17 protein-coding genes and 4 tRNA genes are annotated in these 16,517 nt (G+C 62.3%); 11 read left to right on the forward strand and 10 right to left on the reverse strand.

Going from position 1 to position 16,517, the window contains the following annotated elements; genetic code table 11:
* The first annotated feature begins 7 nt into the window (after positions 1-7).
* Together M5B42_RS26765 and thiO are read left to right on the forward strand one after the other, a co-directional pair.
* Complete coding sequence (locus M5B42_RS26765; RefSeq protein WP_248747494.1) at positions 8-406, forward strand: type IV pilin protein; 399 nt, start codon at positions 8-10, stop codon at positions 404-406.
* A gap of 53 nt (positions 407-459) precedes the next feature.
* On the forward strand, positions 460-1,560 hold the full coding sequence (thiO, locus tag M5B42_RS26770) for a glycine oxidase ThiO (RefSeq protein ID WP_248747495.1): 1,101 nt from the start codon (positions 460-462) through the stop codon (positions 1,558-1,560).
* A 3-nt stretch (positions 1,561-1,563) separates the two neighbouring features.
* On the opposite strand, the gene M5B42_RS26775 is transcribed toward thiO, so the two are convergent.
* The 4 genes from M5B42_RS26775 to M5B42_RS26790 form a co-directional block, all read right to left on the reverse strand.
* Entirely contained in the window at positions 1,564-2,907 is a 1,344-nt protein-coding gene (locus M5B42_RS26775; protein WP_103498795.1) for a sigma-54 dependent transcriptional regulator, read from the reverse strand.
* A 2-nt stretch (positions 2,908-2,909) separates the two neighbouring features.
* Positions 2,910-4,499 (reverse strand): ATP-binding protein, encoded by a 1,590-nt coding sequence (locus tag M5B42_RS26780; protein ID WP_248747496.1) that lies wholly within the window; start codon positions 4,497-4,499, stop codon positions 2,910-2,912.
* Positions 4,489-4,722, reverse strand: a complete 234-nt coding sequence (locus M5B42_RS26785; protein WP_103498793.1) for a PP0621 family protein — start codon at positions 4,720-4,722, stop codon at positions 4,489-4,491. The genes M5B42_RS26780 and M5B42_RS26785 overlap by 11 nt, the downstream gene beginning before the upstream one ends.
* 204 nt (positions 4,723-4,926) lie before the next feature.
* Positions 4,927-5,949 (reverse strand): outer membrane protein assembly factor BamD, encoded by a 1,023-nt coding sequence (locus tag M5B42_RS26790; RefSeq protein ID WP_103498792.1) that lies wholly within the window; start codon positions 5,947-5,949, stop codon positions 4,927-4,929.
* A 150-nt stretch (positions 5,950-6,099) separates the two neighbouring features.
* On the opposite strand from M5B42_RS26790, the gene rluD reads away from it, so the two are divergent.
* The 7 genes from rluD to M5B42_RS26825 all read left to right on the forward strand — a co-directional run bounded on the left by rluD (position 6,100) and on the right by M5B42_RS26825 (position 11,289).
* A complete protein-coding gene (gene rluD, locus M5B42_RS26795) occupies positions 6,100-7,062 on the forward strand; it encodes a 23S rRNA pseudouridine(1911/1915/1917) synthase RluD (RefSeq protein WP_103498791.1) in 963 nt (320 codons plus the stop codon).
* Positions 7,059-7,784, forward strand: coding sequence for a peptidoglycan editing factor PgeF (pgeF, locus tag M5B42_RS26800; RefSeq protein ID WP_248747497.1), 726 nt, complete (start codon positions 7,059-7,061; stop codon positions 7,782-7,784). The genes rluD and pgeF overlap by 4 nt, the downstream gene beginning before the upstream one ends.
* 130 nt (positions 7,785-7,914) lie before the next feature.
* Positions 7,915-10,479, forward strand: coding sequence for an ATP-dependent chaperone ClpB (gene clpB / locus M5B42_RS26805; protein ID WP_152742072.1), 2,565 nt, complete (start codon positions 7,915-7,917; stop codon positions 10,477-10,479).
* Between the two features lie 397 nt (positions 10,480-10,876).
* Positions 10,877-10,952, forward strand: a tRNA-Asn gene (locus M5B42_RS26810).
* Between the two features lie 9 nt (positions 10,953-10,961).
* Positions 10,962-11,038 (forward strand) — tRNA-Pro (locus M5B42_RS26815).
* Between the two features lie 5 nt (positions 11,039-11,043).
* Positions 11,044-11,119: transfer RNA gene (locus M5B42_RS26820), tRNA-Lys, on the forward strand.
* A gap of 93 nt (positions 11,120-11,212) precedes the next feature.
* Positions 11,213-11,289, forward strand: a tRNA-Pro gene (locus tag M5B42_RS26825).
* A gap of 188 nt (positions 11,290-11,477) precedes the next feature.
* Here M5B42_RS26825 and M5B42_RS26830 read toward each other — a convergent pair.
* The 3 genes from M5B42_RS26830 to M5B42_RS26840 all read right to left on the reverse strand — a co-directional run bounded on the left by M5B42_RS26830 (position 11,478) and on the right by M5B42_RS26840 (position 13,706).
* Entirely contained in the window at positions 11,478-12,776 is a 1,299-nt protein-coding gene (locus tag M5B42_RS26830) for an NAD(P)/FAD-dependent oxidoreductase (RefSeq protein WP_103494688.1), read from the reverse strand.
* A 63-nt stretch (positions 12,777-12,839) separates the two neighbouring features.
* Positions 12,840-13,013 carry a DUF3094 family protein gene (locus tag M5B42_RS26835; protein ID WP_100941192.1) on the reverse strand — a complete coding sequence of 58 codons (174 nt, stop codon included), beginning with the start codon at positions 13,011-13,013 and terminating at the stop codon, positions 12,840-12,842.
* Between the two features lie 66 nt (positions 13,014-13,079).
* Positions 13,080-13,706 carry a DUF1780 domain-containing protein gene (locus M5B42_RS26840; RefSeq protein WP_103494689.1) on the reverse strand — a complete coding sequence of 209 codons (627 nt, stop codon included), beginning with the start codon at positions 13,704-13,706 and terminating at the stop codon, positions 13,080-13,082.
* Positions 13,707-13,847: 141 nt separating this feature from the next.
* On the opposite strand from M5B42_RS26840, the gene M5B42_RS26845 reads away from it, so the two are divergent.
* Positions 13,848-14,534: an energy-coupling factor ABC transporter permease gene (locus M5B42_RS26845; RefSeq protein ID WP_248747498.1), complete on the forward strand. Its 687-nt coding sequence runs from the start codon at positions 13,848-13,850 to the stop codon at positions 14,532-14,534.
* Between the two features lie 62 nt (positions 14,535-14,596).
* Positions 14,597-14,812 (forward strand): hypothetical protein, encoded by a 216-nt coding sequence (locus tag M5B42_RS26850; protein ID WP_103494742.1) that lies wholly within the window; start codon positions 14,597-14,599, stop codon positions 14,810-14,812.
* 11 nt (positions 14,813-14,823) lie between these two features.
* Here the strand turns inward: M5B42_RS26850 and yacG are convergent, their stop codons facing one another.
* Genes yacG through M5B42_RS26865 form a run of 3 tightly spaced genes read right to left on the reverse strand, consistent with a single transcriptional unit; the run spans position 14,824 to position 16,516 of the window.
* A complete protein-coding gene (gene yacG / locus M5B42_RS26855; protein WP_248747499.1) occupies positions 14,824-15,027 on the reverse strand; it encodes a DNA gyrase inhibitor YacG in 204 nt (67 codons plus the stop codon).
* Positions 15,024-15,647, reverse strand: coding sequence for a dephospho-CoA kinase (gene coaE / locus M5B42_RS26860; RefSeq protein ID WP_248747500.1), 624 nt, complete (start codon positions 15,645-15,647; stop codon positions 15,024-15,026). The genes yacG and coaE overlap by 4 nt, the downstream gene beginning before the upstream one ends.
* Complete coding sequence (locus M5B42_RS26865; protein ID WP_248747501.1) at positions 15,644-16,516, reverse strand: A24 family peptidase; 873 nt, start codon at positions 16,514-16,516, stop codon at positions 15,644-15,646. The genes coaE and M5B42_RS26865 overlap by 4 nt, the downstream gene beginning before the upstream one ends.
* Position 16,517 lies beyond the last annotated feature (1 nt).

Here is a 16,517-nt window from a genome sequence, read left to right on the forward strand (position 1 = left end):
GGATTCAATGCGTAGAAGCAGTAGCGGTTTCACCCTGATCGAACTGATGATCGTCGTGGCGGTTGTCGGCATCCTGGCTGCCGTGGCTTATCCCAACTACATCGCATATATGCAAAGGACCCATCGCTATGAAATCGCCGAGCTGATTTCCGAGCAGGCGCAGACACTGGAGCGGTTCTACACCAGGAACGCGACCTATCTCAACGCGACTGGCCTGAGCGCGGGTAATAGCTACTACACCATCTCGGTCGCCTCCACGGCCACGACTTTCACACTGACGGCCACGCCGAGCACGGGGTCGATGATGGTGGGCGACATGTGCGGCAATTACACCCTCGACAATACCGGCGCGAGGGGCAATCCTGGCTCCGTGGGCGCAACGACCAAGGACTGCTGGGGACGTTGAGGCTTTTATGGGCGCACCCTGGCGCCTGTTTCCTTTTCTGGTTGGATGATGAGATGGCCGGGCAACAACACGTGGTAATCATCGGCGGCGGTGTGATTGGCTTGCTGACTGCTTTCAATCTGGCCGCCGAGGTCGGGCAAGTGACGCTGCTGGACCGTTCCGGCCTTGGCCAGGAGTCTTCCTGGGCCGGCGGCGGTATCGTTTCTCCGCTGTACCCTTGGCGCTACAGTCCCGCGGTCACGGCCCTGGCCCATTGGTCCCAGGACTTCTATCCACAACTGGGCGAGCGCTTGTTCGCCGCCACTGGTGTCGATCCCGAGGTTCACACCACCGGCCTGTACTGGCTCGACCTGGACGACGAAGCCGAGGCCCTGGCCTGGGCCGAACGTGAGCAGCGTCCCCTGAGCGCGGTGGATATCTCGGCGGTTCACGATGCGGTGCCGGTGATGGGCGACGGTTATTCCCGGGCCATCTACATGGCCGATGTCGCCAATGTGCGCAATCCGCGCCTGGTGAAATCCCTCAAGGCGGCCTTGCAGGCCTTGCCCAATGTGACGATTCGCGAGCAGTGCGAAGTCGCCGGGTTTCTCCGTGAAGGCGAGCGCGTGGTCGGCGTACGCACGGCCACGGGTGAGCTGCGTGCCGATCAGGTCGTGCTCTCGGCGGGTGCCTGGAGCGGCGAACTCTTGGGCAGTTTGGGGCTGGCGCTGCCGGTCGAGCCGGTCAAGGGCCAGATGATCCTCTACAAATGCGCGGCGGATTTTCTCTCGAGCATGGTCCTGGCGAAAGGCCGTTATGCGATTCCCCGGCGTGACGGGCATATCCTGGTGGGCAGCACGCTGGAGCATGAAGGCTTCGACAAGACGCCGACGCTGTCGGCGCTGGAAAGCCTCAAGGCCTCGGCGGTCGAGTTGATTCCGGCGTTGGCGCAGGCTGAGGTGGTCGGGCATTGGGCGGGATTGCGCCCGGGCTCGCCCGAGGGGATTCCCTATATCGGCCGGGTGCCGGGGTTCGAGGGGCTATGGCTGAACTGCGGGCATTATCGCAACGGACTGGTGCTGGCGCCGGCGTCCTGCCAGATGTTTGCCGATCTGTTGCTGGGACGCGAGCCGATCATCGATCCGGCGCCTTATGCGCCCGAGGGCCGGATCTGAGGCTTAATCCAGCCCGAGCTTCTTGAGCCGATAGCGCATCGAACGAAACGACAGGTTCAAGCGCTGGGCCGCCGCCGTGCGGTTCCAGCGGGTTTCCTCCAGGGCCTGGAGAATAAGCTTGCGCTCGATGCTCTCCAGGTAATCTTCCAGATTGTCGATCTGCGCCAGGCTCGGTTCGCCGACTTGCATGGTGCTCCCGCCACCCTCGGCCAGACGCAGGTCGCCGGCTTCGATCTGTTCGTTTTCACACAGGGTGTAGGCCCGCTCGAGCATGTTTTCCAATTCCCGCACGTTGCCGGGAAAGCGGTAGCCCTTGAGCGTATCCAGCGCCAGCGGATGCAAGCGAGCCGCCGGCATGCCGCTACCCGAGGCCAGTCGATTGAGGACATTGGTGGCCAGGGGCTCGATATCGTCGCGGCGCTCACGCAAGGATGGCACCCGTAACTCAATGACATTCAATCGATAGTAGAGGTCCTGACGAAAACGCTCGGCACTGACTTCGGCGTTCAGGTCCTTGTGGGTGGCGCAGAGGATGCGCACATCGACGATTTCCTCCTGCTGGCCGCCGACACTGCGCACGGCCTTTTCCTGGATGGCGCGCAGCAGCTTGACCTGCATCGCCAGCGGCAAATCGGCGACTTCATCGAGAAACAGCGTGCCGCCATTGGCCGCCTGGAACAGCCCCGGTTTGTCCTCCACCGCGCCGGTAAAACTGCCTTTGCGATGGCCGAAAAACTCGCTTTCCATCAGCTCGGCCGGAATCGCCCCACAGTTCACCGGTACGAACGGCCGTTCGGCACGTGGCCCCTGTTCATGGATCAGCCGCGCCACCAGCTCCTTGCCGCTGCCCGACTCGCCGCTGATATACACCGGCGCCTGGCTGCGGGCCAGTTTGTCGATCTGCTTGCGCAGGGCGCGCATGGGCAGTGAATCCCCCAGCAGCCGGCTGTCGATGGACGGCGCCTTGCCACCGCTGGTGGGCAAACGCAGGGCGCTGGCGACCAGTTCCCGCAGGCGGGCCAGGTCCACCGGCTTGGTCAGGAAATCGAAGGCGCCGGACTTCAGGGCGTTGATCGCGGTGTCAAGGCTGCCATAGGCGGTGATCATCGCCACCGGCAGTTGGGGATAACGTTGCTGGATATGCTGCACCAACTCAAGGCCGGTGCCGTCCGGCAGGCGCATGTCGGTCAGGCACAGGTCGAAATTTTCCTGGGCCAGCTTTTCCCGGGCTTGCGCCACATTGCGCGCGCTGCTGGTGTCGAGTTTCATCCGGCCCAGGGTTATTTCCAGGAGTTCGCGGATATCCGGTTCATCGTCGACGATCAGGATCTTCTGCCGTGGGCTCATGTTCAACTCTGTTTACGTGCGTGAGCGAAGGTGATGCGAAAGCAACTGCCGCCTTGGCGTACCGAGTAGTCTAGGCGCGCCTGGTTGCTTTCGCATAGCTCGCGGGACAGGTAGAGGCCAAGGCCGGTGCCCTGGCTCTCGGTGGTGAAGAACGGTTCGAACAGGTGCTGGCGTTGCTCGGCGGCGACGCCGGGGCCGTTATCCAGGACTTCCAGGGTCGGCAGCCCGTTGTTCGGGTCCACTGCCAAGGTCAGCCAGACCTGCGCCAGTTCATGCAACTGGGCGCTGTAGCGCAGGCCGTTTTCCAGCAGGTTGTTCAGCACCTGGGTCAGTTGCAGCGGATCGGCGCGGGTCTGCAGGGACGCGTCGTCGATCTGCAGGTGCAGGCACTGTTTGGGCCGGGAACGCTCGCGCCATTCGTTGACAAAGGCCTGCAGCCACTTATTGAGGTCGAGCAGTTGCGCTTGCGTCTGGCGCCGCCGGGACAGCTGGAGCACGTTCTCGATCACCAGGTTCATGCGTTTGGACTGGTCCTGGATGATCTGCGTGAGACGGCGGTCCGCCTCCGGCATCTGCTCCGACTCCTGTAGCAGTTGGGCGGCGTGGCTGATGGCGCCCAATGGGTTACGGATCTCATGGGCAATCCCGGCGGTCAGGCGCCCGAGGGCCGCGAGCTTGAGCTGCTGGGCCTGCTGGGCGATCTGCGACAAGTCTTCGAGGAAGACCAGTGTCTGGGTGTGCTCGCCGCGCTTGAGCGCGATAAAGCTGGGCTGCAGGATCGGACCGGCGCCGAGGATCTTCAGGCTTTGCGGGCGCAGTATCGGATTGCGTTGCCAGACTTGCAGGCGCTCGACCAATTCCAGGGAATAGGCGTCGAGCACATGACCGTTCAGGTCCTGCTCCCCCATCAGCGTCAGCGCCCCCTGGTTGGCGAGCTGCACCCGGTGTTGTTCGTCAAGCACCAGGATGCCGGTGCGCATGCGCTGCAGGATCAGGGCGTTGAGCTCTTCCAGATTGGTGACGTCGCTGGCGCGTTGTTCGGCGAGGTTTTCACTCACCGCCAGCAACCGGGTCAGGCCCTGGACCAGAACCGCGGCAGCGAAGCACAAGATGCCCAGCAAACCGGCCTGCACGTAATAGCCGGCGGCGGCCGGGCGGCTGAAGCTCAGGTAGAAGGTCAGGTAAATGATGCCGATGGCCGAGACGGCGGCGATCAGCAGGCCGATGCGGCCGCGCAGCAGTACGTTGCTGATGGCCACGGAGGCGATCAGCAGGTTGCCGATGCCGCTCGGTGCGCCGCCGGCGGCATAGAACAGGCCGGACAGCATCACCGCATCCGCCAGTGCCAGGATAAAGACCTGGCCCTGGCGCCTGGGGTTTTCCAGCAGGGCCACCACCAGGATATTCAGGATCAGGTAGATCCAGCTACCGGTGCGGAACAGTTCGCCGTCGGCCAGCTCCAGCAGTTTGTCGTCCATCTTGCTGGAGATCAGCAAAACCAGGGCGATACCGATGCTCAGACGGTAGAGATGATAAAGCCGTAGCAGGCGCTGGGCCTGGGCGCCGCCGAGACTGAAGGTCTCAGCGCTCACGAGGGCCCGGGCCTTGCTCGAGGTGGGCCTGGCTGCAATACCAGTCCTGTTGCACGCTCAGGGCGCGGTCACGGGGCAGGTGCACGCCGCAATGGGCGCAACGGACCATGGGCGCGGCTTCCAGTGTGTCTGCCGGGCGGTTGGGGGCGGTGGGCCGATTGAATTTACGCCAGAACCACACGGCGGCCGCAATCAGTGCAATCCAGAACAGTAGGCGAACCATGGCAACCCGCTTATTGGCAAATGATCCGGCAGTTTAGCCAAGGACATGCCGGGCGCACAGCGCATTTGATGGGGGGCGTGGCGAAGGCAAAAAAAAGAGCCTCGAAAGGCTCTTTTCTTACGCCGGCGGCGGGTAGGGGAAGAGTGCGGCGCTGAATGGGCTGCCGCCATCGCCGGCAAGCCGGCTCCTACACGGGGCTGTGACTCAGTCGAACACGCCGAAGGTCATGTAGCTGAACCAGGAGCGGTTGCTGCTGCCTTTGCTGCCTTCGGCCTCGTGTTGCTCTTCCTGGGCCGCATCGCCGCCTTCCGGCTTCAGGTCCGACGGAATCGAATCCTTGGCGTCCTGGAACTGTTTGACCACGTCCTGGTTGGCGCGGGTTTCGCCCGGCGGCAGCGGTGGACGGGATTCGATCAGGCCCAGGGTGACCTTGCTCATCCACGAACGGTTGTCCGCCTCGGCCACCCGTGGCACGAACTGACCGTCCACCAGCGTCGGATGGTTCGGGTAGTTGGTTTTCAGCACTTCGAGGCTCGAAGCCGCCAGTTCGTCCAGGTGCAGACGCTGGTACGACTCGACCATCACCGCCAGGCCGTCACCGACCGAAGGGGTTTCCTGGAAGTTTTCCACGACATAACGACCGCGGTTGGCGGCGGCGACATAGGCCTGACGGGTCAGGTAGTAGTCGGCCACGTGGATCTCGTAGGCCGCCAGCAGGTTGCGCAGGTAGATCATGCGCTGCTTGGCGTCCGGCGCGTAGCGGCTGTTCGGATAGCGGCTGGTGAGCTGGGCGAACTCGTTGTAGGAGTCACGGGCCGCGCCCGGGTCACGCTTGGTCATGTCCAGCGGCAGGAAGCGCGACAGCAGGCCGACGTCCTGGTCGAACGAGGTCAGGCCCTTGAGGTAGTAGGCGTAGTCCACGTTCGGATGTTGCGGGTGCAGGCGAATGAAACGCTCGGCGGCCGACTTGGCAGCCTCAGGTTCGCCATTCTTGTAGTTGGCATAGATCAGTTCGAGCTGGGCCTGGTCGGCGTAGCGACCGAACGGATAACGCGACTCCAGAGCCTTGAGCTTGGCGGTGGCGCTGGTATAGCTGTGGTTGTCCAGGTCGGCCTGCGCCTGCTGGTACAGCTCGACTTCGCTCAAGTTTTCGTCGACGACTTCCTTCGACGAGCAAGCAGCAGTCAGTGCGAGGATGGCGATCAGCAGCAGGTGTCTCACTTGCATGGCGGCTTGCGTCCCTATGACGGCCGCTGTCTTGGGCGGGGCCGTCCTGTTATGATGAGTGCCCCGTTGATAGCCTCGGGGCAAAAGACGCCGTATTTAACCACAAGCGCGCAGCCGAAACCAAAGGCTGTGCCGACGCCTAGTCCGAGCATGTCCGATAAAATTGAACTTCGCGCAGAGGTGCCGTCCGAACTGGGCGGCCAACGCCTCGATCAAGTCGCCGCCCAACTCTTCGCTGAGCACTCACGCTCGCGCCTTTCCGCCTGGATCAAAGACGGCCGCCTGACTGTGGATGGCGCGGTTATCCGCCCACGAGACATTGTCCATGGTGGCGCTGTTCTTGAACTGATTGCCGAGCAGGAAGCTCAGGGTGAGTGGATCGCCCAAGACATCGAACTCGATATCGTCTATGAAGACGACGACATCCTTGTGATCAACAAGCCTGCGGGCCTGGTGGTGCATCCGGCCGCCGGTCACGCCGATGGCACCTTGCTCAACGCCTTGCTGCACCACGTGCCGGACATTATCAATGTGCCGCGCGCGGGCATCGTGCACCGCCTGGACAAGGACACCACCGGTCTGATGGTGGTCGCCAAGACCATCCAGGCCCAGACGCAGCTGGTCACGCAATTGCAGAGCCGCAGCGTCAGCCGGATCTACGAATGCATCGTGATCGGCGTGGTCACCGCCGGCGGCAAGATCAATGCGCCCATCGGTCGTCACGGCCAGCAGCGCCAGCGCATGGCGGTGATGGAAGGCGGCAAGCAGGCGGTGAGTCACTACCGCGTGCTGGAGCGCTTCCGTTCCCACACCCATGTCCGGGTGAAGCTGGAAACCGGTCGTACCCACCAGATTCGCGTGCACATGGCCCATATCAACTTCCCGTTGGTCGGCGATCCTGCCTACGGCGGTCGCTTCCGTATTCCGCCGGCGGCCAGCGTGACCATGGTCGAGTCGCTGAAAAACTTCCCGCGCCAGGCCCTGCACGCACGTTTCCTCGAGTTGGATCATCCGACCAGCGGTAAGCGTATGAGCTGGGAGTCGCCACTGCCGGACGATTTCGTCTGGTTGTTGACGTTGCTCAAGCAGGACCGCGAGGCGTTCATCGGGTGAGTGACTTCCTGATTCCCGACTGGCCTGCGCCGGCGCGGGTCAGGACCTGCGTGACCACGCGGGCGGGCGGCGTCAGCCTGGCGCCGTTCGACAGTCTCAACCTCGGTGATCATGTCGACGACGATCCCCTTGCCGTCACGGAAAACCGCCGTCGCCTCACCGATACCTTTGCTATTCAGCCCGCCTGGCTGCGCCAGGTGCACGGTGTCGGGGTGGTCGAGGCCGATCCGACGCTGACCGTCGAAGCCGACGGCAGTTGGACGAGTACGCCGGGCATTGCCTGCACCTCGATGACCGCCGATTGTCTGCCGGTGTTGTTTTGCGACCGTGCCGGCACCCGCGTAGCCGCTGCCCATGCCGGTTGGCGCGGGTTGGCCGCAGGCGTGCTGGAAGCCACGGTCGATCGACTGGACGTGCCGGCTTCGCAAATCCTCGTCTGGCTCGGCCCGGCCATCGGTCCCGGGGCCTTCGAAGTGGGGGCGGAAGTGCGCGAAGCCTTTCTCTCTACGCATCCTGAAACAATCGAAGCCTTTGTCCCCAGCGTCAATGCCGGACGCTTCATGGCCGATATTTATGCCCTGGCGCGCCTGCGTCTGGCCGCCCGCGGAATCACCGCCGTCCATGGTGGCGGGCTGTGTACGGTCAGCGACCCGCGCTTTTTCTCCTACCGGCGCAGTCCGCGTACCGGTCGCTTCGCCTCCCTGATCTGGCTGGAAGACTAGACTCTTCTGATCTTCGTCAAGCTTGTGACGCTTGAATCTCTCAGAATAGGCCGCATCTACTTGGGCATCTGGCAGGTTTCTTTATTCAGGTGCGTCCTTTGCTCCGGCCTGCTCCAAAGGAAGGTGACTCATGCGTATAGATCGTTTAACCAGCAAATTGCAGTTGGCGTTGTCAGACGCCCAATCCCTGGCGGTCGGCCACGATCATCCGGCCATCGAGCCTGCGCACTTGATGCAGGCGCTGCTGGAGCAGCAGGGCGGCTCGATCAAACCCCTGCTGTTGCAGGTCGGTTTCGACATCAACAGCCTGCGCAAGGAATTGAGCAAAGAGCTCGATCAATTGCCGAAAATCCAGAATCCCACCGGCGACGTGAACATGTCCCAGGATCTGGCGCGCCTGCTCAACCAGGCCGATCGCCTGGCCCAGCAGAAGGGCGACCAATTCATTTCCAGCGAGCTGGTGCTGCTCGCCGCCATGGACGAGAACAGCAAGCTGGGCAAGTTGCTGCTCGGCCAGGGTGTGAGCAAGAAGGCCCTGGAGAATGCCATCAACAACCTGCGCGGCGGCGAGGCGGTCAATGACCCCAACGCCGAGGGCGCGCGCCAGGCCCTGGACAAGTACACCGTCGACCTGACCAAGCGTGCCGAAGAAGGCAAGCTCGACCCAGTGATCGGCCGTGACGACGAGATCCGTCGCACGATCCAGGTGCTGCAACGGCGGACCAAGAACAACCCGGTGTTGATCGGCGAACCCGGCGTGGGCAAGACCGCCATTGCCGAGGGCCTGGCCCAGCGCATTATCAATGGCGAGGTGCCGGATGGCCTGAAGGGCAAGCGCCTGCTGTCCCTGGACATGGGCGCGCTGATTGCCGGCGCCAAGTACCGCGGCGAGTTCGAAGAGCGCCTGAAGTCGCTGCTCAACGAACTGTCGAAGCAGGAAGGGCAGATCATTCTGTTTATCGACGAACTGCACACCATGGTCGGCGCCGGCAAGGGCGAAGGCTCGATGGATGCGGGCAACATGCTCAAGCCGGCCTTGGCCCGTGGCGAGCTGCATTGCGTCGGGGCGACCACGCTCAATGAATATCGCCAATATATAGAGAAGGATGCGGCCCTTGAGCGGCGCTTCCAGAAGGTACTGGTGGACGAGCCGAGCGAGGAGGACACCATTGCCATCCTCCGTGGCCTGAAAGAGCGTTACGAAGTGCACCACAAGGTGGCGATCACCGACGGTGCGATTATCGCGGCGGCCAAGCTCAGTCATCGTTATATCACCGACCGCCAGTTGCCGGACAAGGCCATCGACCTGATCGACGAGGCCGCCAGCCGTATCCGCATGGAGATCGACTCCAAGCCGGAAGTGCTGGACCGTCTGGAGCGTCGCCTGATCCAGCTCAAGGTCGAATCCCAGGCCCTGAAGAAAGAAGACGACGAAGCGGCGAAAAAACGCCTGGAAAAACTCCAGGAAGAAATTGTCCGCCTGGAACGCGAGTACGCCGACCTGGAAGAGGTCTGGACTTCGGAAAAAGCCGAAGTGCAGGGCTCGGCGCAGATCCAGCAGAAAATCGAGCAGTCGCGCCAGGAACTGGAAACGGCACGCCGTAAAGGCGATCTCAACCGTATGGCGGAGCTGCAATATGGCGTGATTCCGGATCTGGAGCGTAGCCTGCAGATGGTCGACCAGCACGGCAAGAGCGAGAACCAGCTGCTGCGCAGCAAGGTGACCGAAGAGGAAATCGCCGAAGTGGTGTCGAAGTGGACCGGTATCCCGGTGTCCAAGATGCTCGAAGGCGAGCGCGACAAACTGTTGAAGATGGAAAGCCTGCTGCACCAGCGCGTGATCGGCCAGAACGAGGCGGTGGTGGCGGTGGCCAACGCGGTACGCCGTTCCCGGGCCGGCTTGTCCGATCCGAACCGTCCGAGCGGCTCCTTCATGTTCCTCGGCCCGACCGGGGTGGGCAAGACCGAGTTGTGCAAGGCCTTGGCCGAATTCCTTTTCGATACCGAAGAGGCCATGGTGCGTATCGATATGTCGGAGTTCATGGAGAAACACTCCGTGGCGCGTCTGATCGGGGCACCACCGGGCTATGTAGGCTATGAGGAAGGCGGTTACCTGACCGAGGCCGTGCGGCGCAAGCCTTACTCGGTGATCCTGCTGGACGAGGTCGAGAAGGCCCACCCGGATGTGTTCAACATCCTGCTGCAAGTGCTGGAAGACGGTCGCCTGACCGATAGCCATGGTCGTACGGTGGACTTCCGCAATACCGTGATCGTGATGACCTCCAACCTGGGCTCGGCGCAGATCCAGGAGTTGGTGGGGGATCGCGAGGCGCAGCGGGCAGCGGTCATGGATGCGGTGAGTACGCATTTCCGGCCGGAGTTCATCAACCGGATCGACGAGGTGGTGATTTTCGAGCCTTTGGCCCGGGATCAGATCGCCGGTATCACCGAGATCCAGTTGGGTCGCCTGCGCAGTCGCCTGGTGGAGCGCGAGCTGAAGCTGGAACTGAGCAGCGAGGCCTTGGACAAGTTGATCGCGGTGGGCTACGACCCGGTCTATGGCGCGCGGCCGCTCAAGCGTGCGATCCAGCGCTGGATCGAGAACCCGTTGGCGCAGTTGATCCTGTCGGGGCGGTTCCTGCCGGGAACGAGCGTGACGGCCTCGGTGGTCAACGACGAGATCGTGTTTGCCTGAGTACCTGGGATCAACGCGATCCCCTTGTAGGAGCTGGCTTGCCGGCGATGGCGTCCGCAAGGTCGATGCAAGGCTTGCTGGCCTCATCGTCGGCAAGCCGGCTCCTACACAGTGTATTGCGATTTCGCAGGTTTTTTTCGATAGGGCGTTGAACTCAGGGGCAAAGGCTTGTAAAGTGCGCCCCGCAGTACGTCACCCCTCGGATTTCTCCCACAAGGGAAGTTCGAAAAAAGATTGCAAATCATTGTCTTGAAAGCAATTTAGGGGGTTGACAGAGGTTTTCAGGGTTGTAGAATAGCGCGCCTCAGACAAGCGAACGCAGCGATGCAAAAGCCTGGTTGAGGAGGCTTTCAGCGATGGAAGTCTGTGGTAAAGGTTGTAACTTGAAATATGTAGTTCCGTGATAGCTCAGTCGGTAGAGCAAATGACTGTTAATCATTGGGTCCCAGGTTCGAGTCCTGGTCACGGAGCCAATTTCAAATCGGGGTATAGCGCAGTCCGGTAGCGCGCCTGCTTTGGGAGCAGGATGTCAGGAGTTCGAATCCCCTTACCCCGACCATTTTTGGGTCGTTAGCTCAGTTGGTAGAGCAGTTGGCTTTTAACCAATTGGTCGTAGGTTCGAATCCCACACGACCCACCATTTTTGAAACCAGTTCGCTGGGATTGAATCTTAAGATCAGAGGCCAAAAGCGCTGATCGCAGAAGGCGCCTTTAACGGGTGCCTTTTTTTTACCGGGGTATAGCGCAGTCCGGTAGCGCGCCTGCTTTGGGAGCAGGATGTCAGGAGTTCGAATCCCCTTACCCCGACCATCTTCAGAAAAAAAGCACCCGCAAGGGTGCTTTTTTTTGCCTGTATTTTACTCAAGGCTTTTGATCGCCCTGGACTGTAGGAGCGAGCTTGCTCGCGATGGGCTCAAGAGCGCCGCGTGTACCGGCTAAACACGCGTTATCGTTCACGACCATCGCGAGCAAGCTCGCTCCTACTATGGCACCCGCTATCAGTGCAACTTCAACCGTGGGTCGGTCCCGCGTCCGATCCGGCTGCCCAGCATCAGCATCAAGGTGCGGAAGGTGCCATACAGCGCCATCTGGTGCATCCGGTACAGCGACACATAGAACATCCGCGCCAGCCAGCCTTCCAGCATCACGCTACCGGTCAGGTTACCCATCAGGTTGCCGACGGCGGAGAACCTCGACAACGAAATCAGCGAGCCGTAGTCGGTATAGCGATACTCCGGCAAGGTCTTGCCTTCGATACGCAGTTTCAGCGACTTGGCCAGCAATGACGCCTGCTGGTGGGCCGCCTGTGCCCGTGGCGGTACATTGCGGTCGGTCCCCGGCTGCGGACAGGCCGCGCAATCGCCGAAGGCAAAGATATTCTCGTCGCGGGTGGTCTGCAGCGTCGGCAGCACCTGGAGCTGATTGATCCGGTTGGTTTCCAGGCCATCGATGTCCTTGAGAAAGCCCGGCGCGCGAATCCCTGCCGCCCAGACCTTGAGGCTCGCGGCAATCACCTGGCCGTCGGCGGTCACCAGGTTGTCCGCGGTCACTTCACTCACGGCCGCATTGGTCATGACTCGTACCCCGAGTTTTTCCAGGGTCTTGTGCACCGGTCCGCCGATACGCTCCGGCAAGGCCGGCAACACCCGAGGACCGGCCTCGATCAGGGTGATATGCATGTTTTCCGGTTTGATCCGGTCCAGGCCATAGGCCGCCAGCTCGTGAGCGGCGTTATGCAGCTCCGCCGCCAGTTCCACGCCCGTGGCACCGGCGCCGACAATCGCCACGCTGATCTGCTCGACCGTATCGGTCTGTCCGGCATGGGCGCGCAGGTAGTGGTTGAGCAATTGCTGGTGGAAACGCTCGGCCTGTTTGCGGGTGTCGAGGAACAGGCAGTGTTGCGCCGCGCCCTCGGTGCCGAAATCGTTGGTGGTGCTGCCCACCGCGATCACCAGCGAGTCGTAGCCCAGTTCCCGTGCAGGTAGCAGCTCGACGCCGTGTTCGTCGTAGGTGGCGGCCAGCTGGATTTTCTTCTGCTCACGATCAAGCCCGCTCATGCGCCCCAGCTGGAACTCGAAGTGGTTCCATTTCGCCTGGGCGACATAGTTGAGCTCGTCGGCCGAAGAGTTGAGGGAGCCGGCCGCCACTTCATGCAGCAGGGGTTTCCAGATATGGGTCAGGTTCGCGTCGACCAGCATGACGCTGGCAATGCCGCGTCTGCCCAGGGTCTTACCCAGGCGGGTCGCCAGTTCCAGGCCGCCGGCGCCGCCGCCGACGATCACGATACGATGGTTCATGGGGATATCTCGCAAGGCTAAAGGAAATCTGTGCCTGCGTTATCCGGGCGAGCGCGAGGCAGCTCATAGCACCAGGTAACTCAGGAAGCGGCTCAACAGGCCCAGGCCGATGACCACGGCAAGCACCACCACCAGGAGCATCCACGGCCGAAAGGGCCGGCGCTCGACTTGGTGTTGGGGAAGCTGCAGATACTGATCGACATGCTGCTGGTCGTCGGGGTTCAGGCGGCTGGTCATGGGAGCCTCGTCAGGAAGACGCTATTAAGATGCTTTGTATCACTGGTGCAGTGATTACGCCATGGCTTACAAACTGATGCCGACGTCGAAAACGATGCTGCGCCCCAGGTTGCCGCGCAGGAAGTCCGGCGCGTCGGGGTGGGCGAACAGCACCCGGGCGAAGGTCGGCCCCACCAGCGACAGCGAGCGCCAGCCCTGGCGCAGGTATTCGGTCGGCGGCGGGAAGTGGCTGTTGAGGTCGAGCACTTCGCGCTTGAGACTGGCGAAGGCGATGATGTCCAGCTCACCCAGGTCCAGCCCGCGCTCCTTGTAATTGTGGGCTTTCTTGCGCAGGGTCGGGGCCAGCCGCTGCAACAACTCGGAGGCGGGAATGCGCCTGGGCTTGGCTTCGCGGCGCACCAGCTGGCTCAGGGAAAAGGCGCTGCGCCGGCGCTGCAACTCTTCGCGCCACTCATCGTTCAGCCGCCGGCCTTCGTCGAGGACGAAAAACACCTCGAAGCAGGCATCGCGAAACAGCACGTCCGGCGGCTCCTGGGCGGGGTGGAAGTCTTCGGCGCGATAGGGAATGTTCAGTCCTTGCAGCAGGCGCTGGCAGACCCAACGCTCACGCTCCCATTTGCGGGCATTGGAAAGAAAGGTGTTGGCTTGCTCCGCCTGGATGGTCAGCAAGCGTAAAAAATCCGAGTCGTCCATGGCCCAAGCTTAGCGTCGAAACTGCAAAGGCTGGAAGTCCTGGGCAATTTTTGTCGACGCGATGCGTCGTAACGGGCGGTGTAGACTTCAGGACTCAAGCCGGCAAGTGTTATCGAGTCCGCGGAGTGTGGAGATGTTTTTATGATCGGCGCGCAACTGCTGTCGCCCGCCAGCCTGGTCATCGGTTGGCTGATCTATCTGCCGGTGGTGGCCTGGGCGATCTGGCGTTCGCCCTGGGTCGAGCTGTTCACTGACAGTCGCCGCCAGCACCTGCTGTTCGGCACGGTCTTCGCCTTGTTCCTGCTCTGGCTGGTGCGACGTGACTTCGATACCGGGGTGTCCTATCACTTTATCGGCCTGACGGCGGTGACCCTGCTGCTGGACTGGCCGCTGGCGATTGTCGGTGGTCTGGTGGCGCAGCTCGGCCTGGTGTTGCTGGGGCGCCAGGACCTGGCCGCGCTCGGCGTCAACGGCAGCTTGCTGATCCTGCTGCCGGTGCTGGTGACGGAGGTCTGCGCGATCCTGGTGGAACGGGCGCAGCCGCGTAACCCCTTTGTGTATATCTTCTGCTCGGGCTTTTTCGCCGCAGCCCTGGCGGCTTTGTTCTGCCTGCTGGCGAGCCTTGGATTGCTCTGGTTCGACGGGCGTTTCGCCCTGCCGGAGTGGCTGGGGGATTTTGTCGGTTACCTGTGGCTGATCATTTTTCCCGAGGCCTTTATCAACGGCATGGTGGTCAGCGCGCTGGTGGTGTTCTGTCCGGAGTGGCTGGAAACCTTCAACCGCACCCGCTACCTGTCGGCACCCTGGAAGGACAATGAGCCCCGTTGACCTGGGTCAAGCCGGCAGGTTCGCCCCACGACCATGCTGCGGAAAAAAACGGGAGCAAGGTCATGAGTGTGTACGAATGGGCGCGTCAGCAGGTGCAGGCCAGTCTGGAAGATGCACAAGTGGAGGGATTCGAACCGGGGCTGGGCCTGCGCGCCTTGCTCAGCGCGGTGGTGCAGCAGAGCAAGGCGTTGCGCAGTGCGGAGGATCTGGCGGACGAACTGCAATTTCTTGCCGAGAACCTCGATGATGAGCAGGACTACGGTTTTATGCGGCCCTGATTCTCTCTCGATCAGTGGGCGCGAGGCGGCAGATCGTCGGAGAACAGGTCGTCCTCGGCATCGGGGCTGACGGGAATCTTGTGTTCTTCCGAGGCCCAGGCGCCGAGGTCGATCAGTTTGCAGCGGTCGGAGCAGAACGGCCGCTGCGGATTGGCGGCGATCCATTCCACGGGGGCGCCGCAGGTCGGGCATTCAACGGTCAAGGGTTGGCTCATGAGTGGCCTCCACGCAAAGTCAGATAAAAGTGATGCAGACGCTCGACCTCGCTCCGTAGCCAGGCCTGGTCGCGGTCGTTGACCAGCACATCGTCGGCATGGCGCAAGCGCTCTTCGCGACTGGCCTGGACCTTGAGGATGGCCTGCACCTGTTGTTCGCTGGTCTGGTCCCGTTGCTGGGTGCGCTGGATCTGCAACGCTTGCGGGGCGTCGATCACCAGCACGCGCTGGGTGTTCTTGTATTGTCCCGATTCGATCAGCAGCGGCGAGACCAGGATCGCATAGGGCGATTGTGCCTGGGCCAGGTGGCTGGCGATCTCTTCGCCGATCAGCGGATGCAGCAGGGCTTCGAGCCAGCGCCGTTGCTCCGGGGCTTCGAAGATCAGCGTGCGCAGGGCGGCGCGGTCCAGTTGGCCGTCGGCTTGCAGCACGCCGGGGCCGAAGTGTTCGGCGATCTTCGCCAGCGCCGGGCGACCGGGCTCCACCACCCAGCGGGCGGCGTGATCGGCGTCCACGGTGTGGATGCCGAGGTCGATAAAGTGCTGGGCCGCTGCGCTCTTGCCGCTACCGATGCCGCCGGTAAGGCCGAGAATCCAGGGTGTTGAAACGGCTGTGGTCATTTGAAACCGGCAAACTGCAGATAGGAAGCGGTTATTTGACCACCCCAGAGCAAGGCAATCCAGCCGGCAATCGCCAGGTAGGGACCAAAGGGGATCGGCGTCGAGGTCTGGGCGTTGCGCAGGCGCAGCAGAATCAGGCCGAGTACGGCGCCCACCAGGGATGAGAGCAGGATGGTCAACGGCAGGATCTGCCAGCCGCCCCAGGCACCCAGCATCGCCAGCAGCTTGAAGTCGCCATGGCCCATGCCTTCCTTGCCGGTGAGCAGTTTGAACAGCCAGTAGACGGACCAGAGGCTCAGGTAACCGGCTACGGCGCCCCACAGGGCGTCGTCCAGGTCGGTGAAGAGACCGAAGTGGTTGGCGATCAGGCCGAGCCAGAGCAGCGGCAGGACCAGGGCGTCAGGCAGGAGCTGGTGATCGGCGTCGATCAGGCTCATGGCCAGCAGGCCCCAGGTCAGTACCAGCATCAGGGCGGCGGGCCAGCCGAAACCGAAATGCCAGGCGACAAAGGCCGAGAGCAGGCCGCAAGCCAGTTCGGTGAGTGGGTAGCGTTTGCTGATGGGGGCCTTGCAGCTGGAGCAGTTGCCGCGCAGCAGGGTGTAGCTGATCAGAGGGAGGTTTTCCCAGGCGCGCAGTTGGTGATTGCAGTGCGGGCAATGGGAGTGGGGCAGGAGCAGGTTGTAGGTCGGATCGGGCGCGGGTTGGGGCAGGCCGAGGACCTCGTGGGCCTGGGTGCGCCAGTCGCGTTGGAGCATTTTCGGCAGTCGCCAGACGACGACGTTGAGGAAACTGCCGACGATCAGGCCGAGGAGCAGGGCGAAAAAAACAAAGGCCAGCGGGTGGCTGGCCAGGAAGTCGGGTAGGGGCATG

This window comes from Pseudomonas sp. MWU12-2037 (genome assembly GCF_023242345.1).
GTDB classification, from domain to species: Bacteria; Pseudomonadota; Gammaproteobacteria; order Pseudomonadales; family Pseudomonadaceae; genus Aquipseudomonas; species Aquipseudomonas gingeri_D.